Origin of the sequence: Rathayibacter sp. AY1D1 (assembly GCF_002932635.1) — a bacterium.
In the GTDB taxonomy this organism is placed as follows: Bacteria; Actinomycetota; Actinomycetes; order Actinomycetales; family Microbacteriaceae; genus Rathayibacter.
In genome coordinates this window covers 15,405-35,916 of the sequence record NZ_PSVY01000026.1, presented here as the reverse complement: position 1 = coordinate 35,916, position 20,512 = coordinate 15,405, and the positions used below count along the sequence as shown (strand labels likewise).

Sequence of the window (20,512 nt, the reverse complement as noted above, 5' to 3'; positions counted from 1 at the left end):
CGGCCGCCTCCGCGGCTCGCCGCTCCGCTCAGCCCAGCGTGCTCGCGTCGAGGTTGATGACTGCATTGATGTAGACCGCCTCGCCGGCTCCGGCGATCGTCGGGTTCATCCGGAGCAGCTGCTGCACCGGGATCCCGAAGCGCTGCGCGATGTCGAAGAACGTGTCGCCCTGCACCACGGTGTAGCTCACGATGTCCCCCTCCCCATCGCGGGTCGGCTCGCCGTTCGCCCCGGGAACCGCGCCGTTGTCGACCGCGAAGGCGGTCTCGGGGATGTCCGGTGTCGCGTTCGGCGTGAAGGTGACCGTTGCCTCGGGGACCGGCGCGAAGACCGTGGCCGTCGCTTGCGGGAGCGCCGCCGTGACGGTCGGGTCCGGCACCGGAGTCGGCGTCGCCGTGGCGAACACGGTGACCGTGACCGTCGGAGCCGGAGCGGGCGCCGAGCACCCCGCGAGCGCGAGCACACCGGCCAGTGCCGTCGCTCCGATGACCGTCCTGCGCATGTCCCCCGCCCTCCGCACGCCCCGCGGCGCCCGCTCCACCCTAGGAGACGGGGCGGCCGGGGGCACGTGCGCTGTCGCAGGAGGCGGGTGTGCGGATCCACCGTCGTGGAGGGAGCTCCGCGGTCGTCCGGGCCGGGTCGGCCTCACCGGGACCGGGTCACGACGGGGGCTCGGGGAGCAGGCGCAGCCCGCCGCCACTGTTCGCCGCGTCCATCAGGAGCTCGACCCAGGTCGGGTTGATCGTCGGCTGCCGGCTCCCCGCGAAATGGAACTGCAGGGCGATGTTCGGGTTCATCCAGAAGGAGTGGCGGCCGCGCGCGCCCTCGGGCATCGAGTCGAGGGTGAGGCTGAAGCGCTCGTCGCGGCGGAACTTCGCGTAGATCACGATCTGGAGGTGGGCCAGGGTCCGGTCCTCGATCTCGATGACGGCGGGAGGAGTGCCGTAGAGGAATTGACCCATGCCGCCAGACTATAGGCCCCTCGGCTTATTACTAGTCCGTCTAGCTATTTCGCCTCGGAGGGTTCCGCCGGGTCGGCTTCGTCCGTATCGTGCCCGTCGCCGTGCTCCGCGTCGATCTCGTCGACGGCCGCGCTCATCCGGCGGAGGAAGTTGACGACGACCTCGGCCTCGGGGGCGTCCAGGTCCTCGGCGATCTCGAGCATCCGGCGGTGCATCTCCTGGAGCGTGGCGCGCACCTCGTCGTCGCTGTCGACGGTCGCCTCCACGACGATCCCGCGCCGGTCGGTCGGGTTGGGCTTGCGCACGAGGTGGCCGCTGCGGACCAGGCGGTCGATGAGGACCGTGGTCGACGCGGACGAGATGGAGAGGTGCGAGGCCAGGTCCTTGCCGGTCACCAGCTCGCCCTTGCGCTGCTGGCGGAGCAGGTACTGGATGGCGATCAGGTCCGTCTCGCCCATCGCCATCCGCTCACGCGTGCGGCGGCGCATCGAGACCTCGGAGACGCGGTACGTGCGCATCGCGCTCAGCACCTCGACAGCGCGGCGGGTGGACGACTCGTCCGGGTACCAGTACCCGGCGCCGCTCCGCAGGCTCGTGTCGCTCATCCGCACATCCTAGACCGGCTGATCACCAGGCCGTCTAGCGAGTCGCCCGCGCCTACGCTGGACCGGTGACCGCCACCCTCGTCGCCAAGGGCCTCTCCGGAGGCTATGCGCACCGCACCCTGTTCGACGGACTCGACCTGACGGTCGCCCCCGGGGACGTGGTGGGCGTCGTGGGGGCGAACGGAGCCGGCAAGTCGACGCTCCTGCGCATCCTCGCGGGCGAGACGGCTCCACTCGAGGGCTCCGTCGTTCTCTCGCCGGGCGACGCCTTCGTCGGCTGGCTGCCGCAGGAGCACGAGCGCCGCGAGGGCGAGACCGTCGCCGGCTACATCGCGCGCCGCACCGGCTGCGCCGAGGCCTCCGCCGAGCTCGACACCGCCGCCTCCGCCCTGGCCGATCCCGATCCCGACGGCTCGATCGCCGACCGCTACGCCCTCGCGCTCGACCGCTGGCTCGCGAGCGGCGCGGCCGACCTCGACGAGCGCACCCCGGTCGTCCTGGCCGACCTGGGCCTGTCGCTCGGAGCCGCGGCCGCCTCCTCGACGATGACCTCCCTCTCCGGCGGGCAGGCGGCGCGGGTGGGCCTCGCGGCGCTGCTGCTCTCGCGCTTCGACGTGGTGCTGCTCGACGAGCCGACCAACGACCTCGACCTCGACGGCCTGGAGCGCCTGGAGGCCTTCGTCCGCGGACTCCGCGGCGGCGCGGTCCTCGTGAGCCACGATCGCGAGTTCCTCGCCCGCAGCGTCACCCGCGTGCTCGAGCTCGATCTCGCGCAGGGCACCAACCGGGTCTACGGAGGCGGCTACGACGCGTTCCTGGAGGAGCGCGAGACCGCGCGCCGCCAGCGCCGCGAGAAGTACGAGGACTTCGCCGAGCAGAAGGCCGACCTGGTCTCCCGCGCCCGCACCCAGCGGGAGTGGTCGAGCCAGGGCGTGCGCAACGCGATGAAGAAGGCCCCCGACAACGACAAGATCCGCCGCAAGGCCTCGGCGGAGTCGAGCGAGAAGCAGGCGCAGAAGGTGCGCCAGATGGAGAGCCGGATCGCGCGGCTCGAGGAGGTCGAGGAGCCGCGCAAGGAGTGGCAGCTCGCCTTCACGATCGGCAGCGCCCCGCGCTCGAGCTCGGTCGTCTCGACGCTGAACGGCGCGGTGGCCCGCCGCGGCGCCTTCACGCTCGGGCCGGTGTCGCTCCAGGTCGACGCGGGCGACCGGATCGGCATCACCGGGCCCAACGGCGCCGGCAAGTCGACGCTGCTGTCGCTCCTCCTCGGCCGCGCCGAGCCGGAGGAGGGCGGCGCCTCCCTCGGAGCGAGCGTGGCGATCGGCGAGATCGATCAGGCGCGCGGGATGCTCGCCGCCGAGGTGCCGCTCGCGGACGCGTTCGAGGCGCTGGTGCCCGAGTGGCCGACCGCCGAGGTCCGCACCCTGCTGGCGAAGTTCGGGCTGAAGGCCGACCACGTCGGCCGCCGCGTCGGCGAGCTCTCGCCGGGCGAGCGGACGCGGGCCGCCCTGGCGCTCCTCCAGGCCCGCGGCACGAACCTCCTGGTGCTCGACGAGCCGACCAACCACCTCGACCTCGTCGCCATCGAGCAGCTGGAGGAGGCGCTCGAGGCGTACGAGGGCACCCTGCTGCTGGTCACCCACGACCGGCGGATGCTCGAGACGGTGCAGCTGACGCGGCACTGGCACGTCGAGGCGGGCGTCGTCACGGAGGCGTGACGCCCGCCGCCGCGTCAGTCCCCGGAGGCGCGCGCCGCCTCGTCCTCGCGCCAGCCGGCCTCCTTCTGCACGTACTCGTTGTCGGCGAACTCCGCGAAGTCGCTCTCGTCGGTGATCCGGCGCACCTCGAGGCGGTTGCCGGGCACCAGCGGGCAGCGCAGCGCCCACTCGCGGGCCTGCTCCTTCGAGTCGACCCCGATGATCCAGAAGCCGTTGAAGAGCGACTCGGTCGGGCCGTAGGCGCCGTCGACGACGGTCGGCGGCTCGGAGGAGAAGTCGACCACGAAGCCGGAGGAGGCGACGTCGTCGGCCAGGCCGTCGCCCGAGAGCAGCACGCCCGCCTCGATCATCGCCTCGTTGTACTGCCCCATCCGGGTGATGATCTCGTCGAACGGGATGGAGGCGTAGGCCTCCTTCGCCGCATCGGTCGCGCGCATGATCAGCATGTACTTCATCGGGTCTCCCTGGGGTCGGTGCGCGGGGGCGCAGGGCCTACTCTGGCCCATCCGGGGTGCCGGCGGAACGGTGGGTCCCGAGCGTCTGCGCCGCGGGGGCGAGCGCGGAGCGACGGACCTTGCCCGCGTCGCTCCGAACGGGCTCGTGCACGATCCGGAGGGCCCGGAGGCGCCGCTCAGCGCCCAGCTCGGCGTTCGCCCGAGCGAGCAGACCGGCCGGGTCCACGCCCGCGTCGCCCACGTCGACGACCGCCTCCACCGCCTGCCCCAGCTCCGTGTCCGGCACGCCGAAGGCGACCGCCCCGCGGACTCCGGGCAGGGCCTCCAGCACCCGCTCGACCTCGGCCGGCCAGACGCTCACTCCGCCCCGGAGGATCAGATCGTCGGCGCGGTCGACCACCCAGAGCCACCCGTCCCCGTCGACGCGGCCGACGTCGCCGAGGGTGTCCCAGCCCTCCTCCGTCCGCCGCGAGCCCGCGCCGAGGTAGCGGTAGGCGGGGGCCTCGCCGCGGTGCAGCCAGATGCGGCCGAGCTCGCCGGTCGGAGCCTCCGTGCCGTCCTCCCGCAGGATGCGCAGGGTCGTCCCGCTGATCGGCCGTCCGACACTGCCCGGGTGCTCCAGCCACTCCCGGCCCGTGATCATCGTCAGTCCGTTCGACTCGCTGCCCGCATAGACCTCGACCACCCGCTCCGGGCCGAGCCAGCCGATCAGCGCCCGCTTGTCGGCGGGCGCGCAGGGCGCTCCGAGGTGCAGCACCGTCGCGAGCGAGGACACGTCCGCCCCCGACCGCTCGGGCGCAGCCAGCAGGCGGCGGATCGTGGTCGGGACGAGCAGGGTCCAGGTGACGCGGTGCTCCTCGATCGCCGCGAGGACCCGGGCGGCGTCGAACCGCGGCAGCAGCACCAGGCGCTGCCCGGTCATCAGCCCGCGGAAGGCGTAGGTGAAGGTCGCCGAGTGCATCAGCGGGCCGCTCACCAGCTGCACGCCCTCGCGCGGCAGGAACGGCGCGACCGGCGCGTCCGGATCCAGCAGCGCCGGGCCCGCGGCCAGCACCACCTTCGGCCGCCCCGTGCTGCCGGAGGAGGTGGGCGCCTTCCAGGACGAGGCCCACCGGTCCTCGAGCGAGCCGGCCGGCACCTCCGGCCCGGGCCGCCAGTCGCCCGCGCGCCACGGGACAGCGGAGGAGGAGGGCGCGCCGATGACGAGCGCCGGCCGCGCGATCCGCTCCACCTCGGCGCGCTCCGCCGCCGACAGCCCGGTCGAGACCGGCTGCGGCACGGCGCCCGCCTTCCAGACCGCCGCGCAGACGACGAGCGCGTCCAGCGAGTTCGAGAGCGAGACGGTGACGAGGTCGTCGGTCCGGACGCCGAGATCGCGGTAGGCGCGGGCGAGGCGGGTGCTCTCGCGGTCGAGCTCCCCCGCCGTCAGCGCGCCCTCGTCGGCCACGGCGACGATCCGGTCGGGATCGGCGTCGGCGAGACCGGTGACGATGCGCGAGATCGACCGGCGGGTCACCGGCGGCGCCCGATCGTGTCCAGGCGGCAGGACGGAGTCATCCGGGCACGCCTGCTCGCGCGGATCCCGGCCCGTCCGGAGGAGTTCCTCCTGAGCTCTGAACCGAGCCGTCGAGCACTCGCTCGTAGAACCGCAGATGCGCGGCCGCGACGTCGTCCCAGGAGTGCGAGGCGGCCAGGGCCCGGCCGTCCGGCGAGGGCAGCGTCAGGGCCTCCTCCAGCGCGTCGGCGAAGGAGGCGGGGTCCCGCCCGTAGCGGACCGCGTCCCCGAACACCTCGTGGATCACCGGCAGCTCCCGCGCCACGACCGGCACCCCCGCGGCGAGCGCCTCCATCGCCGCCAGCCCGAACCCCTCCTTCACCGAGACGAAGCCCAGCGCGGAGGCGCCGGCGACGAGCGGAGCGAGCCTCTCCTCCGGAACGGTGCCGAGGATCACCGGAGCGATCCCGAGCTCGGCCGCCCTCCGGTCGAAGGCAGCCCGGTACTCGCGGTAGTCGAACAGGGTCTCGCCGCCGCCGAACACCAGCGCGACGTCGTGGCCGCGCTCGCGCAGCAGAGCCCACGCCTCGAGCAGCTCGATGCTGCCCTTCCGCGGCTCGATGCCGCCGAGGGCGAGGAGGTACGGGCCGAGCTCGGCCCGCCACCCCCCGGTCAGCGGATCGTCGACGGCGGCCGCGAACCGCGCCGCGTCGACACCGTTCGGGATCACGTCGGGCAGCAGCCCCCAGCCGGCGCGCACCTCCTCGGCGACCGCAGCGGACACGCACAGCCGGGTCAGGGGGAGCCGGACGGCGCGGTCGTGGCAGGCGCGCAGCTCCGGGGTGGTGAAGTCGTCCAGGTGGTGGATCGTGCGGATCGGCGCGAGTCCGGCGGCGAGCGCCGCGTTGGCCGAGATGCAGTCCTGCGCGTGGACGACCGGGGCGTCCTCGCCCCGCAGGGCCTCGGCCATCGCGGCGATGGACCGGACGATGCGGGCGCCGACCGGCTCGCCCTCGCGGTGCGGAAAGGGCACCACCCGCACGGTCACGCACGGATCGACGGGGCGGAAGAAGGAGTCGTCGCCGCCCCGGGCGAGCGTGCGCACCGTGACGTCGTGTCCGGCGCGCGCGAGCGCCTCGGCGAGGGCGAGGGTGTGCACCACCCCGCCGCGCGGCCGGGTGGAGTAGGTCAGCAGGCAGATCCGCATCTCAGCTCCGGTAGGCGTGCTCCGCGCGGTCGCGGAGGTGGTGCATCGTGCGGCGGGCGCGGGCGACGGAGCCGGCGACGTCAGCGGAGGCGAGCGCGAGCCCGCCCTTCGCCCAGGTCTTCGCGATGATCTCTCCCGCCGGATCCACGACCTTCGCCTGCCCGAGGAACCGCAGGCCGCCGAGCACGCCGGTCTGGTTCGAGGAGACGAGGTAGACCTGGTTCTCGGCGGCGCGGGCGCAGTCGTAGAGATCGAACAGGTGGGCCTGGCGGTCGTTGCGGATCCGATCGGAGCGGTCGGTCACGCTCGCGGGCCACGCGCTGAGGCAGGCCAGCACCTCCGCGCCGTCGAGGGCCAGCGAGCGCGAGGACTCCGGGAAGGTCTTGTCGAAGTCGATCAGCATCCCCATCCTCCCGATCGGCGAGTCGAAGGCGGCGAAGCCGCGACCCGGCAGGTACGCCTCGGACTCGCCCAGCGGCAGGTGGACCTTGCGGTGCGTGCCGATCACGCGCCCGCCGTGCACGCAGACCGCGGTGTCGTAGCGGACCTCGCGACCGCCCTCGAGCGCGCGCTCCGCGATCCCGAAGCACACGGTGAGATCGCCCGCCAGCTCGGCCACGCGGGCGACCTCCGGCCCATCGAGCTCGAGGCTCGGCGGCAGGTCCGGCCCGGGGTGCTGGAGGTCGAGCAGGTAGCCGCCGAGGGTCGCGTCCGGGAGCACGAGCAGGTCGACCGAGCGCTCGCGGGCGTGAGCGATGATGCCGGCGAGCTTGGCGAGGGTGCGGTCGATGTCGCGACCGAAGTGCGCTGCGACCGCACCCATCACCGTCTCCGTCATGCGAGGAGGCTATCCGGCGAGATCCGGCTCGCGCTCCCGAGCGAAGCGCCCCGCCTCGCGCACTCGCCGGACCTCCTCCGCCAGGTGCCCCGCATCGCGGGCGATCGCCTCGAAGCGGCCGGACCCCCAGGTGTGCAGCCACGGCAGCCCGAGGAACGACAGGCCCGGCACGCTCGTCACTCCGCGCTGGTGGGTGGGATGGCCGGCGCCGTCGAACACGCCGATCTCGACCCAGCGATAGTCGGAGCGGAACCCGACCGCCCAGACGACGCTGCCGATGCGCGCGAGGTCGAGCCCGGTCGCCTCGGACTCCGGCCGCCAGACCGGACGGCAGCGGTCCTCCTCGGGAGCGTCGATGCCGTGCGCCGCGATGTAGCGGTCGATGTCGTCCTTGATCGACTCCGCGACCGAGTCCGCGTAGTCGAGCGACGCCTCCGCCGTGGGGGCGAAGCGCAGCCGGGACCCCTCCACCCCGGCCAGTCGGCCGTAGAGGTGCATCCCGTCGCGGGCGAAGGCGCGCAGGTCGATGTCCCGCCCGCCCCCGCGCCCCGTCACGTAGTGGTTGGTCGACTCCCGCTTGGTGAGCCCGCCGACCTGCGCGTGGACGGGCACGTCGTACACGCCCATGTCCTGGAGCCAGGCGACGCAGTCGCGGCCCCGGTAGAAGCGCGCCACCCGCGGCGCGCTGCCGAGGGCGAGGTGGACCTCGCGCCCGGCGAGGAAGAGGTCCTCGGCGATCTGCGCGCCCGACTGCCCGGAGCCGACGACGAGCACGCCGCCGGGCGGGAGCGCCTCCGGCGAGCGGTAGTCGGCGGAGTGGAGCTGCAGCACGTCCGACGGCAGCCGCGCGGCGACGGCGGGGAGGACCGGGCGGTGGTAGCCGCCGGTCGCCACGACGACCTGGTCGGCCGTGATCGCGCCCGCGCTCGTGATCAGCTCGAAACCTCCCCCGGCGCGCTCGCGGAGCCGGCTCACCTCCACGCCCTCGACCACGGGGGCGTCGAAGCTCTGCGCGTAGCGGCGCACCCACGCGTGCACCTCGTCGCGCGTCATGAATCCGTCCGGGTCCGGCCCGTCGTAGGGGTACCCGGGGAGGCGGCACTGCCAGTTCGGCGTGACGAGGGTGAAGGCGTCCCAGCGGCGGTCGATCCAGTCGTGGCCGATGGTCGCGCGCTCGAGCACGACGTGCTCGATGCCGTCGTCGACCAGGTGCCGGCTGATCGAGAGCCCGGCCTGCCCGCCTCCGACCACCGCGACCTCGACGTGGCGCCCGGGCTCGATAGCGGCGCTCACGGCCGCACCCGCTGCCCGGCCGGAGCGGGCGGCTCCATCGCGAGCACCCTGACCGTGCCGCCCTCGAAGCGCTGCGCCGTGCGGAGGATGTCGGACTCCTGCTGCATCGCGGAGGTGCAGGCGAACCCGAACCGCTCCCGCACCCGGTCCGACGCGATGCGCAGCGCCTCACTCGAACGGGCGACGAAGTCCTCGAGCGAGTAGGCGGTCCCGGTCCCGAGGAACTCGTGCACGACCAGGCTCGGCGAGTAGCAGCGCTCCTCCGAGCCGTCCGGCCAGCGGACGTGGAAGGTCATCTCAGGCATGGACGAGTCCTCCGTTCCAGACCCGGTCGATGTCGTAGGCGTCGGGCCGCCGGTCGCGCAGGTGGAACATCCCGCCGCGCATCGCCTCGAAGGCGCCGCGCACGTCGATGTCGGCGACGGCCATGCCTGCTCCGAGCAGCGTCGTCGCGAGCACGTTGCCGCCGGGATCGACGACCTTCGCGTTCCCGACGTAGCGGAGCGAGCCGAAGGTCCCCGACTGGTTCGAGGCGAGCCAGAACACCTGATTGTCGAGGGCGCGGGCGATGTCGAACTGATTGAACCGGTACGTCCAGCGGTCCTCCTGCAGGTTCTCGGCCGTCGCCGTCCGAGCGGCCGGCCACGCCGAGAGCGAGGCGATGATCTCGGCGCCGTCCAGCGCCATCGACCGCGCCGCCTCGGGGAACGCCTTGTCGTAGCAGATCTGCAGGCCCACCCGGCCGACCGGCGTCTCGAAGGTGCCGTAGCCCGGGCCCGGCGAGTACGAGAGGTGCTCGCCCAGCGGCTGGTGCACCTTCCGGTAGCTGCCGTAGATCTGCCCGCCGTCCAGGAGCGCGGCCGCGTTGTAGCGGGTCTCGCCGTCGTCGTCGAGCTCGCAGAAGCCGATCGCCACCACCAGGTCGCCGACGATCTCCTGCACCCGCCGCAGCTCCGGCCCGTCCAGGCGCACCGCCGGCGGGAGGGAGCGGCAGGTGGTGGCGACCGTGTCGCCGTGGTTGCCGAGCGAGGAGAGGTAGCCGCCGATCGCGGCCTCGGGGAGCACCAGGAAGCGCACTCCCCTCTCGCGGGCCTCCTCGGCCAGGGAGGCGATGAGCGCGTAGTTCTGATCCAGGTCGCGGGTGAAGTTCGCCGCGACCGATCCGACGAGGGTCATCGCGATCGCCTACAGGTTGTAGGTGGAGTTGATGATCGCGCCCTTGCGGGCGTAGTGGATGAGCGCGTCCTGCACGTCGAGCGGGTGGCAGGGGATGCAGCCCTCGATCAGGTCCTCCTCGCGGAGGCCGTGGAGCGCCATGCCGAACCGGCAGACGAAGACGCGGTTCCCCTCCTGGATGAAGGTCTCGATGGCGTTGTTGAGGTTCTGCTCGCCGGGGAATCCGGAGTCGCCGACCGTCGGGAAGCCGCGGGTGGCCATCGCGTTGATGGTGCCGGGCCCGTAGAAGTAGAGCGCGGACTCGTAGCCCTTCCGCGCCGCGCGGGTGGCCTGGAGCACTGCGACGAAGCTGACCGAGGACTCGTGGGCGATGCCGTGCACGAGGGTCAGGTACGACTCCCCGGGCTCGGCCTGGTAGTCGGGGAAGACCTTGGTGGAGCCGTAGAGGTTGCTGCCCTTCGGGAGCGCCGGGTGGGCGATCTCGGAGCGCGACATCTCGATGTTGGCGCTGACCTGGTCTTCGATCTCCTGGGAGACGGACATGGTTCCTCCTGGTGTCGGTCCGCCGAAGCGGCGTGCGAGTGCATGGCTCCGGCGGGATGCGCTGAGACGACGCGGGACGACGTCCGCCGGGGTGGAGCAGTGGTGCGGAGTGGAACGCGTCCAGTCAACGGCCGGGATGTTTCGGAGTGGTTTCCACCGGAAGAAGCTCCCGTGACGGCGGATCCGTAACGAGACCGCGTTCCTCCCGTCACGAGGGCGAAACACGAGGCGCCTTGACTGGGGGGTGAGACGACCGCACCGACATCCCGGCCGCCGCTGTGCGCGGCCCGTCCGGCCCGCTCCGCGGTGCCACGAAGGAGTCCTCGTGACCGATCTCCGCAGTCCCTCCCCCGCGTCCTCGCCGCCGGCAACCGGTGCGGCGCACCCGGCCGCCGGCCCGCACCCGGTCGGCGGGGCGCACTCCCCGGGCGGGGCGCACTCGACCGGGATCCGCCGCACCGGCCCCTCCGCCCTCCGCACTCGCGTCGACATCGCCCTGCAGGGCATCCGCGTCGAGGCACCGGTGCACCGCGAGGCCGGCGCCGGCCCGAGCGACGACGGGCACGTGATGCTCGGCGGCCTGGGCGCCGCGATCCCGGTGAACCCCGACAGCCCCTACGTGGTGAGCGGGAACCGCCTCCTGCTCGAGGGCGCCGACATCGGCCTGGACGTGACTCCCGTCCGCCGCCCGCGCTTCTACGATCTCGACACCGCCGACGGCGTCTCCTACGAGAAGATCGCCCGGCTGCACGGCCGTGACATCCTCGCGACCACCGTCGTCCAGACCTGCATGCGCTACGACGAGGCGGAGCGCTGCCGCTTCTGCGCGATCGAGGCCTCGCTCGAAGCCGGTGCGACCATCGCGGTCAAGACCCCGGCCCAGCTCGCCGAGGTCGCGGAGGCGGCGGTCCGCCTCGACGGCGTGCGCCAGATGGTGATGACCACCGGCACCTCCAAGGGCCGCGACCGCGGAGCGGCCCACCTCGCGCGCTGCGTCCGCGCGGTGCTCGCGGCGGTCCCCGGGCTGCCGATCCAGGTGCAGTGCGAGCCGCCCTCCGACGTCTCGGCGCTGCAGGCGCTGAAGGACGCGGGCGCCGTCTCGATCGGCATCCACGTGGAGTCGATGGACGACGCGGTGCGGCAGCGCTGGACCCCGGGCAAGGCGCGGGTCAGCCTGGACGAGTACCGCTGGGCATGGCGCGAGGCAGTGCGGATCTTCGGCCGCAACCAGGTCTCGACCTACCTCCTGGTGGGCCTCGGCGAGGACCCGGACGAGCTGGTCACGAGCGCCCGCGAGCTGATCGGGATGGGGGTCTACCCCTTCGTGGTGCCCTTCCGTCCGCTGCGCGGGACCCTGGCGACCGAGGTCGACCACGTGCTCCCGCCGGCCGGGTCACTGCTGGAGCGGGTCAGCGCCGAGGTCGCCGCGCTCCTGATCGAGGCCGGGATGCTGAGCAGCGGGCAGAGTGCGGGCTGCGCGGCGTGCGGGGCCTGCGGCGTCCTGAAGACGGCCGGCGCCTGATGGTGGAGCTCTCGATCCTCGAGGGTGTTCGGGTCGCGCCTGCGTTCACGGTGGTGCGGGCGGAGGAGCGCGAGCTCGCCGCGCACCGGGCCCTGCGGCGCGAGGCCTTCGTCGCCGAGCAGGGGCTGTTCGCGGGCGACGACCACGACGACGCCGACGACGATCCGCGCTCGGTGGTGCTCGTCGCGGTGGCTCCGGACGGCGCGGTGCTCGGCGGGGTCCGGATCGCGCCTGTCGGCGGCGGACGCGATCTGGGCTGGTGGACCGGCAGCCGCCTGGTGGTGGCGCGCGAGGCGCGGGGCGGCTCCGGGATCGGTGCCGCCCTCGTGCGCGCGGCCTGCGCGGAGGCGGAGGCGCGCGGGGTGCTCCGCTTCGAGGCCTCGGTGCAGCTGCGCAACGAGGTGCTGTTCCGGCGGCTCGGCTGGCGGAGGATCGGCACGAGCACCGTCGCCCGAGTCGAGCACGCCCGGATGCGCTGGCCGGTCGACCGGCTCGACCGGGCGGCCACCGCGGCCAAGGCGGCCCTCGGCGCCCTTCTGGCTCCGCTGGCGGCCGAGGGGGGCCTCGGTGGGGCCGGCTTCGTCGGCGACGACGGAGCACCGGTCCCGGGCAGCGACCTGATCGCCGTCTGCGACGCGATCGTCCCGTCCATGGTGGAGCGCCACCCGGAGTGGGCGGGGTGGTGCTCGGTGCTGGTCAACGTCAACGACCTCACCGCGATGGGCGCGACCGGCATCGGGCTGATGGACGCGATCGGCGCTCGCGACGCGGCCGCCGCCGCGCGCATCGTGAGCGGTCTGCGGGCCGCCTCCGCCGCCTGGGGCGTCCCCGTGCTCGGCGGGCACACCCAGCTCGGAGTGCCGGCGGCCCTGAGCGTCACCGGTCTCGGCCGTACCGCGGCGCCGGTGCCGGGCGCGGCCGCTCCGGGCGACGAGCTCTCGCTGACGGCCGACCTCGGCGGCGGCTGGCGGCCCGGCTTCGCGGGCGCCCAGTGGGACTCGACGTCGTCCCGGCGCGCGGAGGAGCTCCGGGCGATGGCCGCCTCCGTCGGACTCGCGCGGCCGAGGGCGGCGAAGGACGTGAGCATGGCCGGGCTGGTGGGGACGGTCGGCATGCTCGCCGAGGCCAGCGGAGGAGGAGCGGTGATCGACCTCGCGGCGGTCCCCGTCCCCGAGGCGGCCGGCACCGCCGACTGGCTCGGCTGCTTCCCCGGCTTCGCGATGATCACCGCCGACCGGCGGGGGGAGTCGAGGATGGGCACACCCTGGACCGCGACGGCCGCGGTGGGGAGCGTCGTCACGGAGCCGGGCGTGCGGCTGCGCTGGCCGGACGGCGAGGAGACGACGGCGATCGCCGGTGCGGTGACGGGGCTCGGCGCAGCGGGCTGACGGGCCGGGCCGGAGGCGCATCGTCCTCGGCGCGGCCGTGAGACGCAACCCCGCGCAGATCCTCGCCGAGCGGCGGAGACTGGCGGCGGCCCGTTGCTCGACGGGCGCTCATCGACGGAAGGAACGACCCCATGGTGGATCTCGGAGGACTCGCGGACAAGGCGAAGAACGCCGTGAACAGCGACAAGGGCGAGGAGCTGACCGACAAGGGACTCGACAAGGCGGGCGACGCCGCCGACTCCGCGACCGGCGGGAAGTTCGCCGGCCAGGTCGACAAGGCCCAGGAGGCCGGCGACCAGCACGTCGGCAACGACTGACCGCCGGGCGGCCCTTCCGCGCTGTCGCGGAGGGCCGCCCGTCCATCAGTCCCGGTCGCCGAGCCCGCGCAGCAGCGCCCGCACCACGGCGACGGAGCGATCGGCCGCGTCGTCGACGTGCGCCTCGAACTCGCCGGGGGCGCAGAGGTCCGAGATCCCGCGGACCGAGACGAACGGCAGCCCGTGCACGTGCGCCGTCTGCGCGAGGGAGACGGATTCCATGTCGGTGGCGAGCGCGCCGGGGAAGTCGTTCCGCACGCGGTCCACGTGGGCGCTCGAGACGAAGACGTCGCTCGAGACGATCAGGCCGCGGCGCACCGGCGGCCCCTCCAGCAGCTCGAGCTCCGCGGCGAGCGCCGCGTCGTCCCCGGAGTAACGGGCGGGCATCCCCGGGACCTGCCCGAGCGCGTAGCCGAACGCCCGCGCATCGGCGTCGGTCTGCACGTATTCGGCGCCGATCACGACCTCGCCCACGCGGACGTCGGCGCCCAGGCCGCCGGCGGTCCCCGCGCTCACCACGAGCGGCCGGGAGCCGCCCTCCTGCAGGATCGCTGCGGTGAGACCGCCGGCCGCGTTAACGAGGCCGATGCCGGTGCGGACGAGCAGCACCGCGCGGGAGTCGAGCTCGAGCTCCCACTGCAGCGCGTTGCCGACGGCGCGCGGCTCGGAGGCGCTGGACGCGGCGGCGAGGAACGGCGCGGCCTCCTCGTCCATCGCGACCAGGACGATCGCCGTGCTCACGCGGTGACCGTCTCCCACTCCGAGCGGTGCGCGAGGAACGTGCGCGCCGCCTCCTGCGCCCCCTCGAGGGAGTGGTTGGCGCCCCAGCCGCACTGGGTCTCGTTGGCGGCCGGGACCTCGTCGGCCTCGGTGATGTCCTGGAGCGTCGCCTCGACCAGGCCGAGCACCTCGGAGAGCTCGGGCTCGCCCGAGAGGAGCAGGTAGAAGCCGGTCTGGCAGCCCATCGGCGAGAAGTCGATCACGCGGTCGGAGTGGTTGCGGGACTTCTCGGCGAACAGGTGCTCGAGCGAGTGCACGGTGGGCATTTCGAGGTGCCCGCGGTTGGGCTGGGTGAAGCGCACGTCGTACTTGACGAGGTGGTCGCCTCCGGGCAGCGTCTTCGCGTCGGCGAGGCGCACGTACGGCGCTGCGACGGTGCGGTGGTCGAGGTTGAACGACTCGACGTTCATGCGCGGCTGATCCACGGTGGTCTCCTTCGCTGGGGGTCCCTCCATTGTCCTCCGCTCCGCGGAGCGGAGGCGGACCCCGGCGGATCCGGCTGCTTCTTCTCCGGGGCTGCGCCCGGATGCGAAGAGCTCCTCGCCGGCCACGACGAGGTACGCCGTGTCGAGCGCGATGATCACCAGGACCGCCCTGAACAGGCGCGCGGAGACCGTGCGGTCGTCCAGCGGGACCCCGCCGCCAGACCCGCACGGAGGCGTGGAGCACCCCGGACAGCACCAGCGCGACGAGCGCCGTCACGCCGAGCACACTGTCCGGAACGACCACCGCCACCACCTCCTCCGTCGACGGGTCGAGCATGCCGTCGCGCCCGACGCGGCGGGGACCCGGGCCCCTGAGCACTGGAGAACGGGCCGCTCCGATCCCTGGGGAGGAGCCTCGGCCGCTCCTCAGAACAGGTCCGCGAAACCCATCGCGACGAGGTTGTCGTGCGAGATCCGCAGGCAGTCGAGCGCGCTCCGCCCGTAGCGCTCGTCCTGCTCGACGAGGAGGTGGTCGACGCCGAGCGCGAGGCTCGTCCCGATGATCCCCGGGAAGTCGAGGTTTCCCTCCCCCACCTCGGCGAACTGCACGTTCGAGGTGAAGGCGTGCACGGACCACCCGCCGGACATGTCGGCGGGCGGCCCGACCCGGTAGTCCTTCAGGTGCACCAGGGCGACGCGCTCCCCGTACCGGCGCAGCGTCGTCACGGGATCGAGCCCGCCCCGCTGCACCCAGTGCACGTCGAGCTCGAGCCCCAGCAGCGGAGCCCGGTCGGCGACGACGTCGAGCAGGAGGCGGCCGCCGTGCCGCGCGAACTCGTGGTGGTGGTTGTGGAGCAGCAGCCGCAGCCCGTCGTCGCGGAGCCTCGCCGCGGCGGCCTGGCAGCGGTCGGCGAAGTCGAGCAGAGCGGCCGGCGAGGCCGCCGCGGAGGCGGGCAGCATGCCGATCCGGACCGTGCGCGTGCCGAGCGCGCGGGCGTCGGCGACGATCCCGGCGAGCCCGCCCTCGAGCGCGGCGCCCGGGGAGTCCCCCGGTGCCAGGCCCGCCGAGATCGCCGCGATCTCGACGCCGAGCTCGTCCCGCGCCCGCTGCAGCTCGGCCACGGTGGCCGCCGTCAGCGGGATCTGCGAGATCTCCACCGACCGGTAGCCGATCGCTCGGACCTCCCGGAGCGTCGCGAAGGCGCCCGCCGAGGCGAACGCGTCCTTCAGCATCATCGCCTGCACGCCGATCCTGGTCACGGCAGTCCTCCCGGTCGCGGTGGGGGCCGGCGTCTCCGCGGCCCGGAACGCCCCCGACGGTAGAGGCGCGCCTTCGATCTTGTCAATCGGTTGCCAATACGCGTATGGTCGTGGCACGGCGGCGCTCCTGCCCGCCGGTTCCCGATGACGAGAACGAGGCACGCACCGTGACCACCGCACCCGCGACGACCGCACCCGCGAACCCCGCACCCTGGACCCTCTCCGGCTTCGGCGACGAGATCGACCCCGACCCGGTCGTCCAGGTCGCCGTCCTCCGAGCGCTCGGCGCGCACAGCATCGAGGTGCGCAGCGCCTGGGGCCGGAACGTCGTCGACCTCGACGACGAGCGCCTCGCCCGCCTGGCCGCCGTGCTCGAGCGCGGCGGCCAGTCCGTCTCGGCAGTCGCCTCGCCCATCGGCAAGGTCGACGTCGCCCTCGACCCCGAGCTCGAGGTCGCGCGCCTCGACCGCGTCATCCGCGCCGCGCACGCCCTCGGCACACCGAGCATCCGCGTCTTCTCGTTCTACCGGGGCGAGGGAGTGCCGGTCGAGAGCATCCGCGACGACGTCCTGCTGCGCATGCGCATGCTCGCCGACCGCGCCGAGCGCGAGGGCGTGGTGCTGCTGCACGAGAACGAGAAGGACATCTACGGCGACGTCCCCGAGCGGATCCTCGACCTGGTCGAGTCCGTCGGCTCGCCCGCCCTGCGCCTCGCCTGGGACAACGCGAACTTCGTGCAGTGCGGGGTGCGGCCCTTCGACGACGGCTGGACGGCGCTGCGGCCCTACGTCGACTACCTGCAGGTGAAGGACGCGGTGGCCGCGACCGGCACCGTGGTGCCCGCCGGCGAGGGCGACGGCCAGCTGCGCGAGACGCTCACCGCCCTGCGCGACGACGGCTGGACGGGCGTCGCCTCGCTGGAGCCGCACCTCGCGATCACGGACGCCCTCGGCGGATTCTCCGGCCCCGAGTCGTTCGGAGTGGCCGCTCGGGCCTTCCGGGGGCTCGCCTCCTCGCTCGGGATCGACCTGCGATGACCGTCCGCGCGGCGGTGATCGGCTGCGGCGACATCTCCTCCGTCCACCTCGCGGCGATCGGCACAGCGCCCGGCGCGGAGCTGGTGGCGGTCTGCGACACCGACCCGGGCCGGCTCGCCGCGGCCGCCGAGAGGCACGCGGTGCCGGGCTTCCCCGAGGCGGTCCGGATGCTCGACTCCGTCCGCCCCGACGTCGTGCACGTCTGCACTCCGCACAGCACGCACGCCGCGCTGGCGGTCGCGGCCCTGGACCGCGGCGTCGCGGTGCTCCTCGAGAAGCCGCTCGCCTCCTCCGTCGCCGAGGGCGAGCAGGTGATCGCCGCGGCCGAGCGGGGCGGGGCGCGCATCGGCGTCTGCTTCCAGAACCGCTACAACCCGCCCGTGCAGCGCCTCCGCGAGCTGCTGGCGTCCGGCTCCCTGGGTGCCGTGACGGGTGCGGCCGCGACCGTGCTCTGGCACCGCGCTCCCGGCTACTACCTCGACCGCCCCTGGCGCGGGATGCGGGCCAAGGGCGGCGGCGGGATGCTGATGAACCAGGCGATCCACACCGTCGACCTCCTGCAGTGGCTCCTCGGCGAGGTGGTCGCGGTGAGCGGCTCCGCCTCCACGCGCCTGCTGCCGATCGAGGTCGAGGACACCGCCGACCTGGTGCTCACCCACGCCTCCGGCGCGCGCAGCGTCCTCTACGCGACCGTGGCGAACGCGTGGGACGAGCCGGTCGAGCTCCGCCTGCGCACCGAGCGCGCCACCGTCTCGCTGCGCGGTGCCCTCACCGTGCGGCGCGACGACGGATCCGTCGAGGTCGTCCCGGACACGGAGCGCCGATCCGGCGGGCGCTCGTACTGGGGCGCCTCGCACGAGTTGCTCGTCCACGACTTCTACGCCCGCCTCGGCGAGGACGAGCCCTTCTGGATCTCGCCCCGCGAGGCGGCGAGGTCGCTCGCGATCGTCCAGGCCGCCTACGCCCCGAGCGCGCCCGCGCGGATCCCCCACTCCACCCCGAACGAAGGACTCCTCCCATGACCACCGTCCGCCTCGGCATCATCGGATTCGGCGCCCAGGGCTCCTCCTACGCCCGCTTCCTCGCCGACGGCAGAGTGCGCGACCTCGTCGTCACCGCCGTCACCGACGTCGACCCCGCCCGGGAGGCGGCGGCCGCCGCGCTCGCACCCGGAGCGTCCTTCCACGCCGACCACCGCTCCCTCCTCGCGAGCGGAGAGGTCGACGCCGTCGTCGTCTGCACTCCGCACTACCTCCACCCCGGGATCGGCATCGACGCTCTCGAGCACGGGCTGCACGTGCTGGTCGACAAGCCGGCGGGCGTCTACGCCGCGCAGGTCGCGGAGCTGAACGAGGCCGCCGCCGCCCGTCCCGGTCAGCGCTTCGCGATCATGTTCAACCAGCGGGCGAACCCGCTCTACCGCCGGCTCAAGGAGGTCGTCGACGAGGGCGGGATCGGCCGGATCCTGCGCTCGAACTGGATCATCACGACCTGGTGGCGGCCGCAGGCCTACTTCGACCAGAGCGCGTGGCGCGCGACCTGGGGAGGCGAGGGCGGAGGCGTCCTGGTCAACCAGGCGCCCCACCAGCTCGACCTGTGGCAGTGGCTGTGCGGAGTGCCGGAGTCGGTGGTCGCGAAGGCCGGCTACGGGCGGTGCCGCGACATCGCGGTGGAGGACGAGGTGACGGTGCTCGCCGACTTCGGCGGGGGCACGACCGGCGTGCTGGTCACCACGACGCACGACCCGATCGGCACAGACCGCCTCGAGATCGTCGGCGACCGCGGCCGGATCGTCGTCGACGACTCCCGGGTCGCGACGATCACCCGGCTGAACGCCCCCGAGCGCGAGGTCAGCGCCGCCCTCAGCGCCGAGGACGTGGGCCTCCTGCTCAGCGGTCGCTACGACACCGCGGGCCTCTCCACGACGGAGCGGATCGAGTCGGCGTCGGTCTGGGGCGAGCAGCACACGGCCGTCCTGCAGGACTTCACGGACAGCATCCTGCACGGCACGCCGCTGCTCGCACCCGGGGCGGAGGGGATCCTCGGGGTCCGGCTCGCCAACGCCATCCACTACTCGAGCTGGACGGGACGCGAGGTACCGCTCGACCTCGACGAGGGCGTGTTCCTGGCGGCGCTCAACGAGCGGATCCGCGAGGAGGGGGCGTTCCCGGAGCGGAGCTGACGGGGCGGAGCCGCGCGGACCCGCGCTGGAGGGGCCGGAGCGGTGGGCGGCCGACCGGCGACGGCGGCCTCCCGGAGCGCGGGCTCCCCGATCCGGCCCGACCCGGACGCGAGCGACGGGCCGGGCGGGCTTCTCGGCCCTGTGGCAGCATGGGCGGCGGACGGCGCCCCGTCCGCCGCCGTGCCCCTCGAGAGAAGACCGCGATCGTGCCCAGCGAAGACGCGCCCACCGGCCCCTCCGCCGCGAGACGCCGCGGCCGCTCCGCGACGACGATCTACGACGTCGCCCGACTCGCCGGCGTCGCCCCCTCCACCGTCTCCCGCGGGCTGAGCACGCCCGGACGGCTGAACGCCGCGACCGAGCAGCGGATCCGCGCCGCCGCGAAGGAGCTGGGCTACCGGCTCAACCCGATGGCGCGCGCGCTGCCGACGGGCCGCACCTCGACCCTCGGGCTGCTGGTGGCCGACATCACCAACCCGGCCTTCTTCCCCGCCGTGCGCGGAGCGGAGCGGGCGGCGTCGCTCCGCGGCTTCACGATGATCCTCGCCGAGTCGCAGGAGTCCGGGGAGCGCGAGGCCGAGGCGGCCGACCGCATCGCCGCCTCCACCGACGGGCTCGTCCTCGTCAGCACCCGCCTCAGCGACGAGGAGATCATCGCGCTGGCCGGGCGCATCCCGGTCGTCGTCCTCAACCGCGTGGTCCCCGGCGTCGCGGGGATCGTGCCCGATCTCGCCCCCGGGATCGACGCCGCGCTCGACCACCTCGCGGCCCTCGGCCACCGCTCCCTCGCCTTCATCGCCGGTCCGCCCGACTCGTGGATGAGTGCCGCGCGATGGGAGCTCCTCCTCGACCGCGCTCCGCAGCGGGGCATGACGGTCGTCGAGATCGGGCCGGGCGTCTCGACCCTCGAGGGCGGGAGGAGCGCGCTCGCGAGGGTGACCGCCTCCGGCGTCGGCGCGGTGATCGCCTACAACGACCTGGTCGCCATCGGGCTGATGCGCGCGGCTCAGGAGTCGGGCGTCGCGATCCCGGAGCAGCTCAGCATCATCGGCTTCGACGACATCTTCGGGAGCGACTTCACCTCGCCGCCGCTGTCGACCATCAGCGCACCGCTGGGCCGGATGGGCGAGCGGGCGGTCCGCCGGGTGCTCGGCGACGAGGAGCCTCCGGAGCGGGCCGACGATCTGCCGACGGAGTTCGTCCCGCGCGCCTCGACGGGGCCCCGCCGCGACTCCTGACCCCGGTCCGCGCCCGGCGCGCCATCCGGTGCGACACCTCTGGCAATCGGTTGACACTCCTCGGCACCCAT

Annotated in this window: 22 protein-coding genes; 8 read left to right on the top strand and 14 right to left on the bottom strand. The window is 73.9% G+C overall.

Features of this window, described 5'->3' with window-relative positions; translation table 11 throughout:
- Positions 1 to 28: 28 nt before the first annotated feature.
- The 3 genes from C5C56_RS14130 to C5C56_RS14120 form a co-directional block, all read right to left on the bottom strand.
- A complete protein-coding gene (locus tag C5C56_RS14130) occupies positions 29 to 502 on the bottom strand; it encodes a LysM domain-containing protein (protein ID WP_104222627.1) in 474 nt (157 codons plus the stop codon).
- Positions 503 to 659: 157 nt separating this feature from the next.
- Positions 660 to 962: an ATP-dependent DNA ligase gene (locus tag C5C56_RS14125; RefSeq protein ID WP_104225758.1), complete on the bottom strand. Its 303-nt coding sequence runs from the start codon at positions 960 to 962 to the stop codon at positions 660 to 662.
- Positions 963 to 1,006: 44 nt separating this feature from the next.
- On the bottom strand, positions 1,007 to 1,567 hold the full coding sequence (locus C5C56_RS14120; protein ID WP_104247561.1) for a MarR family winged helix-turn-helix transcriptional regulator: 561 nt from the start codon (positions 1,565 to 1,567) through the stop codon (positions 1,007 to 1,009).
- A 65-nt stretch (positions 1,568 to 1,632) separates the two neighbouring features.
- Between C5C56_RS14120 and C5C56_RS14115 the strand changes: the two genes are divergently transcribed.
- Positions 1,633 to 3,285, top strand: a complete 1,653-nt coding sequence (locus C5C56_RS14115; RefSeq protein ID WP_104247560.1) for an ABC-F family ATP-binding cassette domain-containing protein — start codon at positions 1,633 to 1,635, stop codon at positions 3,283 to 3,285.
- Positions 3,286 to 3,299: 14 nt separating this feature from the next.
- Here C5C56_RS14115 and C5C56_RS14110 read toward each other — a convergent pair whose 3' ends face one another.
- Genes C5C56_RS14110 through C5C56_RS14075 form a run of 8 tightly spaced genes read right to left on the bottom strand, consistent with a single transcriptional unit; the run spans position 3,300 to position 10,292 of the window.
- Positions 3,300 to 3,740 (bottom strand): YciI family protein, encoded by a 441-nt coding sequence (locus C5C56_RS14110; RefSeq protein ID WP_104222630.1) that lies wholly within the window; start codon positions 3,738 to 3,740, stop codon positions 3,300 to 3,302.
- Between the two features lie 37 nt (positions 3,741 to 3,777).
- A complete protein-coding gene (locus C5C56_RS14105; RefSeq protein ID WP_104319804.1) occupies positions 3,778 to 5,256 on the bottom strand; it encodes an AMP-binding protein in 1,479 nt (492 codons plus the stop codon).
- A gap of 37 nt (positions 5,257 to 5,293) precedes the next feature.
- Complete coding sequence (locus tag C5C56_RS14100; RefSeq protein WP_104222632.1) at positions 5,294 to 6,442, bottom strand: MSMEG_0565 family glycosyltransferase; 1,149 nt, start codon at positions 6,440 to 6,442, stop codon at positions 5,294 to 5,296.
- A 1-nt stretch (position 6,443) separates the two neighbouring features.
- On the bottom strand, positions 6,444 to 7,280 hold the full coding sequence (locus C5C56_RS14095; protein WP_104222633.1) for a carbon-nitrogen hydrolase family protein: 837 nt from the start codon (positions 7,278 to 7,280) through the stop codon (positions 6,444 to 6,446).
- 9 nt (positions 7,281 to 7,289) lie between these two features.
- A complete protein-coding gene (locus C5C56_RS14090) occupies positions 7,290 to 8,573 on the bottom strand; it encodes an MSMEG_0569 family flavin-dependent oxidoreductase (protein WP_219812201.1) in 1,284 nt (427 codons plus the stop codon).
- The gene (locus C5C56_RS14085) at positions 8,570 to 8,878 is read right to left on the bottom strand and encodes an MSMEG_0570 family nitrogen starvation response protein (RefSeq protein ID WP_104222634.1); all 309 of its coding nucleotides are present in this window, start codon (positions 8,876 to 8,878) and stop codon (positions 8,570 to 8,572) included. Before C5C56_RS14085 ends, C5C56_RS14090 begins: the two co-directional genes overlap by 4 nt.
- Positions 8,871 to 9,749, bottom strand: coding sequence for a carbon-nitrogen hydrolase family protein (locus C5C56_RS14080; RefSeq protein WP_104319803.1), 879 nt, complete (start codon positions 9,747 to 9,749; stop codon positions 8,871 to 8,873). Before C5C56_RS14080 ends, C5C56_RS14085 begins: the two co-directional genes overlap by 8 nt.
- A gap of 9 nt (positions 9,750 to 9,758) precedes the next feature.
- Entirely contained in the window at positions 9,759 to 10,292 is a 534-nt protein-coding gene (locus tag C5C56_RS14075) for an MSMEG_0572/Sll0783 family nitrogen starvation response protein (RefSeq protein ID WP_104222636.1), read from the bottom strand.
- Between the two features lie 325 nt (positions 10,293 to 10,617).
- Between C5C56_RS14075 and C5C56_RS14070 the strand changes: the two genes are divergently transcribed.
- The 3 genes from C5C56_RS14070 to C5C56_RS14060 all read left to right on the top strand — a co-directional run bounded on the left by C5C56_RS14070 (position 10,618) and on the right by C5C56_RS14060 (position 13,519).
- Positions 10,618 to 11,814, top strand: a complete 1,197-nt coding sequence (locus C5C56_RS14070) for an MSMEG_0568 family radical SAM protein (RefSeq protein ID WP_258059779.1) — start codon at positions 10,618 to 10,620, stop codon at positions 11,812 to 11,814.
- Positions 11,814 to 13,202: an MSMEG_0567/sll0787 family protein gene (locus tag C5C56_RS14065; RefSeq protein ID WP_104319802.1), complete on the top strand. Its 1,389-nt coding sequence runs from the start codon at positions 11,814 to 11,816 to the stop codon at positions 13,200 to 13,202. Before C5C56_RS14070 ends, C5C56_RS14065 begins: the two co-directional genes overlap by 1 nt.
- 131 nt (positions 13,203 to 13,333) lie before the next feature.
- On the top strand, positions 13,334 to 13,519 hold the full coding sequence (locus C5C56_RS14060) for an antitoxin (RefSeq protein ID WP_104222638.1): 186 nt from the start codon (positions 13,334 to 13,336) through the stop codon (positions 13,517 to 13,519).
- A gap of 45 nt (positions 13,520 to 13,564) precedes the next feature.
- Here C5C56_RS14060 and mtnN read toward each other — a convergent pair whose 3' ends face one another.
- The 3 genes from mtnN to C5C56_RS14045 form a co-directional block, all read right to left on the bottom strand.
- Positions 13,565 to 14,260, bottom strand: a complete 696-nt coding sequence (gene mtnN, locus C5C56_RS14055) for a 5'-methylthioadenosine/S-adenosylhomocysteine nucleosidase (protein ID WP_258065683.1) — start codon at positions 14,258 to 14,260, stop codon at positions 13,565 to 13,567.
- On the bottom strand, positions 14,257 to 14,754 hold the full coding sequence (locus C5C56_RS14050) for an S-ribosylhomocysteine lyase (protein ID WP_308470742.1): 498 nt from the start codon (positions 14,752 to 14,754) through the stop codon (positions 14,257 to 14,259). Before C5C56_RS14050 ends, mtnN begins: the two co-directional genes overlap by 4 nt.
- Before the next feature lie 396 nt (positions 14,755 to 15,150).
- A complete protein-coding gene (locus tag C5C56_RS14045; protein ID WP_258065682.1) occupies positions 15,151 to 15,984 on the bottom strand; it encodes a sugar phosphate isomerase/epimerase in 834 nt (277 codons plus the stop codon).
- A gap of 167 nt (positions 15,985 to 16,151) precedes the next feature.
- Between C5C56_RS14045 and C5C56_RS14040 the strand changes: the two genes are divergently transcribed.
- The 4 genes from C5C56_RS14040 (at position 16,152) to C5C56_RS14025 (ending at position 20,441) form a co-directional block, all read left to right on the top strand.
- Positions 16,152 to 17,021: a sugar phosphate isomerase/epimerase gene (locus C5C56_RS14040; protein ID WP_258065681.1), complete on the top strand. Its 870-nt coding sequence runs from the start codon at positions 16,152 to 16,154 to the stop codon at positions 17,019 to 17,021.
- Positions 17,018 to 18,043, top strand: a complete 1,026-nt coding sequence (locus tag C5C56_RS14035) for a Gfo/Idh/MocA family protein (RefSeq protein WP_104319800.1) — start codon at positions 17,018 to 17,020, stop codon at positions 18,041 to 18,043. Before C5C56_RS14040 ends, C5C56_RS14035 begins: the two co-directional genes overlap by 4 nt.
- Complete coding sequence (locus C5C56_RS14030; RefSeq protein ID WP_104319799.1) at positions 18,040 to 19,203, top strand: Gfo/Idh/MocA family protein; 1,164 nt, start codon at positions 18,040 to 18,042, stop codon at positions 19,201 to 19,203. The genes C5C56_RS14035 and C5C56_RS14030 overlap by 4 nt, the downstream gene beginning before the upstream one ends.
- A gap of 206 nt (positions 19,204 to 19,409) precedes the next feature.
- Positions 19,410 to 20,441, top strand: coding sequence for a LacI family DNA-binding transcriptional regulator (locus C5C56_RS14025; RefSeq protein WP_159940282.1), 1,032 nt, complete (start codon positions 19,410 to 19,412; stop codon positions 20,439 to 20,441).
- Positions 20,442 to 20,512 lie beyond the last annotated feature (71 nt).

Coding starts and splice junctions, on each gene's coding strand:
- C5C56_RS14050 (WP_308470742.1), bottom strand. CDS start 14,754: ATGGAGGGACCCCCAGCGAAGGAGACCACCGTGGATCAGCCGCGCATG.
- C5C56_RS14030 (WP_104319799.1), top strand. CDS start 18,040: ATGACCACCGTCCGCCTCGGCATCATCGGATTCGGCGCCCAGGGCTCC.
- C5C56_RS14085 (WP_104222634.1), bottom strand. CDS start 8,878: ATGCCTGAGATGACCTTCCACGTCCGCTGGCCGGACGGCTCGGAGGAG.
- C5C56_RS14065 (WP_104319802.1), top strand. CDS start 11,814: ATGGTGGAGCTCTCGATCCTCGAGGGTGTTCGGGTCGCGCCTGCGTTC.
- C5C56_RS14035 (WP_104319800.1), top strand. CDS start 17,018: ATGACCGTCCGCGCGGCGGTGATCGGCTGCGGCGACATCTCCTCCGTC.
- C5C56_RS14130 (WP_104222627.1), bottom strand. CDS start 502: ATGCGCAGGACGGTCATCGGAGCGACGGCACTGGCCGGTGTGCTCGCG.
- C5C56_RS14060 (WP_104222638.1), top strand. CDS start 13,334: ATGGTGGATCTCGGAGGACTCGCGGACAAGGCGAAGAACGCCGTGAAC.
- C5C56_RS14080 (WP_104319803.1), bottom strand. CDS start 9,749: ATGACCCTCGTCGGATCGGTCGCGGCGAACTTCACCCGCGACCTGGAT.
- C5C56_RS14125 (WP_104225758.1), bottom strand. CDS start 962: ATGGGTCAATTCCTCTACGGCACTCCTCCCGCCGTCATCGAGATCGAG.
- C5C56_RS14100 (WP_104222632.1), bottom strand. CDS start 6,442: ATGCGGATCTGCCTGCTGACCTACTCCACCCGGCCGCGCGGCGGGGTG.
- C5C56_RS14110 (WP_104222630.1), bottom strand. CDS start 3,740: ATGAAGTACATGCTGATCATGCGCGCGACCGATGCGGCGAAGGAGGCC.
- C5C56_RS14075 (WP_104222636.1), bottom strand. CDS start 10,292: ATGTCCGTCTCCCAGGAGATCGAAGACCAGGTCAGCGCCAACATCGAG.
- C5C56_RS14120 (WP_104247561.1), bottom strand. CDS start 1,567: ATGAGCGACACGAGCCTGCGGAGCGGCGCCGGGTACTGGTACCCGGAC.
- C5C56_RS14095 (WP_104222633.1), bottom strand. CDS start 7,280: ATGACGGAGACGGTGATGGGTGCGGTCGCAGCGCACTTCGGTCGCGAC.